Raw genomic sequence first — 5,420 nt, forward strand, 5'->3', positions numbered from 1 at the left:
ACCGGTAGCTACTGGGAACTCTACCGTGCCAATTTTAACGGTGGTGGTCAGCGTATAACCTTCAACAATAACGAAACTGTCGCATTTTCGTGGCTGCGCAGTTGGGATCCGGCCCAACAGATGTTGGCAGTCGATTCGCGGCGCGATCAACCAGGCTACCGCCAAGTGTATGCCCTCAACAGCATCGCTGCTAGCATCAGTGAGACAGCGCCGGGTGCGTCAGCCACTCGCATAAGCACTATCGACGTTCGTGATCAGCTCGAACAGCCGCCAGACAAACTACCGGAATTTCTCACGAAACCCGTCAATGAATTCAATCCAATGGTATCGCCTGACGGTACCCAGCTTCTCGTTGTTTCAGAGCGCACCGGACGTCCAGACCTTAACTTGTGGTCAGGCCCAGCTCCCGGCAGTCTACCTATCGCAATGCGTCTAACCCGTGATCTGCCAGCCTGCCGCTACGAAACGCCGGCATGGTCGCCAGACGGGCGCGTGGTCTATTGGGTGAGCGACTGTGACGGCAATTTCGAGATTTACCGGGCCGAGTTGCGCTATCAGCCAATCGTGCGGCGGCAGGTGGTAGCCCAACTCTTCGCCGAACTAACCAACATCCGCAACCTGACGAACAACGCTGTCAATGATCGCTTCGCCCGCGTCTCACCCGACGGCAAACAAATTGCCTTCGCCAGCGACCGCGACGGGAATTGGGAGATTTATGTGATGAACAGCGACGGTAGCAATGTGCGTCGCCTGACCAACAATCCCGCCACCGACGATGCACCGACGTGGTCGCCCGATGGCCGCCAATTGGCCTTCGCCAGCGACCGCGACAGTGACTTCGAGATCTATATCCTGAACGTCAGCGATGGTACGATAACCCAACAAGTCACCCAAAACACCGCCCAAGACCGCTGGCCGTTGTGGGCCCAGTAGGGCCGCACGGCCGTGCGCCCCCGTGCGGCCCCCCATGCGGCTCCCGTGCGGCCCTATACAACCACCGGGCCGCATCACGATGTACCCTACCGCGATGGGGACGTTGATGTATGATTCGTGGTTGAATCGCGCGCGATCAACACCTTATCTACACGCAACCCGTCCATATCGACCACTTCAAACCGCCATCCGCTCCACCGCACGACATCACCGGCGGTTGGAATATGACCGATCAGACTAATCACCAGCCCGGCCAACGTCTCATAACGAAACGTGTCTTCGTCGGGTAGCTCATCGACTTCAAGCAATGCGCGTACCTCATCAACCGGTAATGAACCCTCAACGAGGTATGAACCATCTTCGCGACGCACGATTGGTGGTGGAGTAGCATCGTCGTATTCGTCATCAATCTCGCCCACAATCTCTTCCAATACATCTTCTAGCGTCACAACGCCCTCGATCCCACCTAACTCACCCACCACCAACGCCATATGGCGACGGCTGCGACGAAATGTGGTCAGCAGCGCCGATGCCCGACTATTTTCCGGTACGTAGAGCGGTGGCGAGACGGCTTCCCGTACTAACGCTTGCTCACCCTTTTTTCGGTAGAGTAAGAGCAAATCACGCACATGGGCAATCCCGACAATCTGATCTGGTGTCTCTTCATACACCGGAAAGCGCGAGTAGCCACTCGCCAATAACTCATCGATCACTTCCCCGAGCGTGTGGTTGGCTTCTACCATCTCAACTTCGTGGCGCGGGGTCATGATGTGGCGCACTGCCCGGTCGCTGAACCTAAAGACACGGTCGATGAATTGCTGCTCTTGCGGTTCGACCTCACCGGTCTCGGCACCTTCCCGAACGAGTGCTCGAATATCTTCTTCGGTGACCCGCTCCTCCTCGACATTCGCGCGCCCGATTAGGGTAAGGATCAAACGAGTGGAAGCACTAAGTAACACAATGATCGGTGTACTGATCCGCGCTAGCCCTAACATTGGTCGAGCCATCAGCGTCGCAATGGTCTCGGCACTTTGCAAGGCAATACGCTTCGGTACCAACTCCCCCAACACCAGCGACAGGTACGTAACCAGCAGCACGACCAAAAATTGGGCCAACTGGTCGGCATACGGTCGTAGCCACTCATTGCGGGCAAACCATGGTGCGAGTTGACCGGTCAGGGTTGCGCCGGCAAAGACACCGTTCAGTGTTCCGATCAGTGTAATACCGATCTGCACTGCGGCCAGAAAACGATCGGGATCTTCTTGCAATTGGATAGCAACCGCTGCCCCGCGACTTCCCTCTTCAGCGCGCTGTTCGAGCCGGCCTCGGCGGGCAGAAACAACTGCTAGCTCGGTGGCGGCAAACATTCCATTCGCCAATGCCAGCGCGACAATGATTAATAATTCTTGCATAGCCAAGCGAATACGATCATCTGCACTCGGAACCGGTATGTACCGATTTGAACTTGAAGCACAAATGGCGACGGTTGGATCAACCGTCGCCTCGTACCGATTTGTCTGAAACTACGTTCAGATTCCATTTACCGGTACTGAATAATGCGGAGAAAACTGGCCGCCTGCAACGAAGCACCACCCACAAGGGCGCCATCGATGTCGGGTTGTGCCATAAGTTCATCGATATTGTCTGGTTTGACACTGCCACCATACTGAATACGCACTGCGGTGGCAATCTCAGAGCCGTAGAGTTCGGCTAGTGTAGCTCGGATCGCCGCATGCATCGCTTGGGCATCAGCCGGTGTTGCCGTATCACCGGTACCGATAGCCCAAATCGGTTCATACGCGATCACAACATCCGGCATTCGATCCGGCGGTACCTCGACCAACGCTGCCCGCACTTGTGCCGTCACAATTGGCTCGGCCTGTCCGGCATCACGCTGCGGCTTGCTCTCGCCGACGCAGACAATCGGGTGTAGGCCGTGGGCTAAGGCGGCCCGCAGTTTGCGATTCACCAGCGCATCACTCTCGCTAAAATAGTGCCGACGCTCACTATGACCGACGATCACATAACGGCAACCAACATCGGTCAACATCACTGGTGAAACCTCACCGGTAAATGCCCCTTGTGCCTCAGGGTAGAGATTCTGTGCCCCCAACCCCAACGCACTACCGGCTACCAACGGCGCTACCGCCGCCAACGCCGTAAACGGCGGGCAGACAATTGCTTCACGATCGGTAAGCGGGCCAAGTTCGGCAAGGAGATCACGCACGAGCGCCGTCGCTTCACCAATCGTCTTGTACATCTTCCAGTTACCGGCGATTAACGGAGTTCGCATTGCATCCTCATTTACAACATCTGGGCTAGCGCCCGCAAGATGCTAAAGATCATGCTATCACTCAGCAAGAAGGTCAAGCCAACGCCAACAGCCACGGTGACGGCAAAGACTCGCCAATCCCATGCCAACACCTTCGCACCGTCAAACGGGCCGGCCGGGATCATATTGAACAGGCCAATCCAAGCGTTAAAGCGAAATCCAATATAACAAACTGTTATCCACAGATCGAAGAATGGTGGACGCAACATAATGATCGGTACAAACAACAAAAGAAACAGGAAAGACAACACAAGATTAGTAACCGGGCCAGCTAGGGCGATCAGCCCACTCTGCCGCACGGTTAACAGACCACGATGCCAGACTGCTCCCGGCGCGGCAATGAAAATACCCAACAAGCTGATCAAAATCGAGAGAAGTAGCCAGCGATCGTTGGCAATAAAGTGTGCCTCTGCTCCATACCCACGCGCGACAATGCGATGAGCAAGTTCGTGGAGAACGAACCCGACCCCGGCCACAATCGCCGCCACGACCAGATTCACGATAAACGTGCTACTGATGAGGTTCGAGGCACCAGTTTGCATAATGGCAAATGCCAGCGTCGTGCCGGCCCATGCCTTGAGCAGCTCGATATTGTCATTGCGGGATTGATCGAAGATGGTATCGAATGAGGTTAGATTTCGCACGGCGCATTCCACAGTAGGTTGACAAATATTTGTAATCTCATTATAGCATATTGCCATCGCAGACCATCCTGCTGGTACCATTGCGCTCACCTAACCACAGAGAGGGGTGAGATACCATCTCACCCCTCTCCGGTGTTACACCAACCTATCGGCCTAAACCGCTATTTACGACGAATAATCTCGACCAATTCTTCGAGCGACAGTTGCGATAAGCGGCGTGGCGGTGCTTTCGGCGTCCCACATAGCAAGAGCCGGTGACTTGGATGTAGATACCAATCCGCCTGACTGTCGCGCTGACGTAACGTCTCGTACACCGGTTGCAGATCGACATTCGAGCGACGTTGTGCTGTCACTCCCATGTAACCCCGTCGATCACGGTATGCAAACACCACCGCGCCGTAGCTGTAGGCTAAGCGTGATGAACCACCATCCACGCTCTGTACGGCAATTCCCAACCCCCACGGCGTCTCAAACTCTAGTCGGTTTTGAAACGCTTGCTCAAAACGTAACTGGCGTACCTCGTGTTCGTACCAGGCATCGAGATTCGCCAGCATCGCTTGCGCTACATGGTGGGGGTGGTTGGGATAAAGTGCGTTGTAACCGGCAATGAGGTCATTGATATTGAAAAAGACATGACCCGGCCGATAATTGGCATGATCGATCCGCGTTACTTGATCAACCAGACGGCGTAACGCTTCATCGTTAGGCGCAACCACCCGTCGCACCAGCTCGGCTGCGCTGAGCGTCGGGTCGTTGGTCTGATGGTGGTCGAACCGTCCACCACCGGTGTCAACATGAATAATCCGTGGGTTGGCATCGACCGGTTGATCCTGCCATGTTCGCCCGGCAGGTACGAATCGTAGATCGGCATCTTTCGCCGGGCCAAACCGCATTAATAGCCAGATCGCGGTGAGGCAGTCGAGATCAGGGGCCAGGTGACCCACAATCATCAACGGCGGTTCCACTCGTTGTAACACTTCTAGAGTACCCCCATCGGTTGTCTCCGGGTGGATAACGACCGATAAAGCGGTACTATCTTTTCTTTAAATGTCAAATCTTGTGCATAATATAGCACAGTAGGCACGTTTTCTCAAGTGGGCAGTGCCCGTTCTGCAAACCTTATAATACACGATCTGCAACTGCTTTGATTTGTGATGATTTGCACAGTTATGGGGCTGACGGGCACGAGCCGCATAGTAATTTGTTGGCATTTAATACCGGTATCAGCCAGCTGAAGCGGTGAAATGGTACTGCCCCCACTGTCATTGCGAGCGCGCGCCAGTGCCCGAGCAATCCTAACGTGGGGAAGGAGTGAGGAAGATTGCTCGCTACGCTCGCAATGACATTACGCTCGAAATGACAAATGGTACTGCCCCCACTGTCATTGCGAGAGCACACCAGTGCCCGAGCAATCTTAACGTGGCGCAGGGGCGTCCCCCTTTGTCATTTCGAGGGCACGCCAGTGCCCGAGCAATCCTAACGTGGGGAAGGAGTGAGGAAGATTGCTCGCT

At 55.1% G+C, this 5,420-nt stretch carries 5 protein-coding genes; 1 reads left to right on the top strand and 4 read right to left on the bottom strand.

Going from position 1 to position 5,420, the window contains the following annotated elements:
• Positions 1 to 933, top strand: a 933-nt coding sequence (locus ACP5OT_RS17600; RefSeq protein ID WP_428132884.1) for a TolB family protein, incomplete at its 5' end; no start/stop codon positions are given.
• Between the two features lie 86 nt (positions 934 to 1,019).
• Here ACP5OT_RS17600 and ACP5OT_RS17605 read toward each other — a convergent pair.
• The 4 genes from ACP5OT_RS17605 to ACP5OT_RS17620 form a co-directional block, all read right to left on the bottom strand.
• Positions 1,020 to 2,345 carry a hemolysin family protein gene (locus tag ACP5OT_RS17605; RefSeq protein WP_424677557.1) on the bottom strand — a complete coding sequence of 442 codons (1,326 nt, stop codon included), beginning with the start codon at positions 2,343 to 2,345 and terminating at the stop codon, positions 1,020 to 1,022.
• A gap of 128 nt (positions 2,346 to 2,473) precedes the next feature.
• Entirely contained in the window at positions 2,474 to 3,226 is a 753-nt protein-coding gene (gene tpiA / locus ACP5OT_RS17610; protein ID WP_428132886.1) for a triose-phosphate isomerase, read from the bottom strand.
• Positions 3,227 to 3,237: 11 nt separating this feature from the next.
• Complete coding sequence (locus ACP5OT_RS17615; RefSeq protein WP_424677555.1) at positions 3,238 to 3,909, bottom strand: M50 family metallopeptidase; 672 nt, start codon at positions 3,907 to 3,909, stop codon at positions 3,238 to 3,240.
• Between the two features lie 161 nt (positions 3,910 to 4,070).
• Positions 4,071 to 4,859: a hypothetical protein gene (locus ACP5OT_RS17620; RefSeq protein ID WP_424677554.1), complete on the bottom strand. Its 789-nt coding sequence runs from the start codon at positions 4,857 to 4,859 to the stop codon at positions 4,071 to 4,073.
• Between the last annotated feature and the right edge of the window lie 561 nt (positions 4,860 to 5,420).

Source organism: Chloroflexus sp., from assembly GCF_049970315.1.
Classification (GTDB): domain Bacteria; phylum Chloroflexota; class Chloroflexia; order Chloroflexales; family Chloroflexaceae; genus Chloroflexus.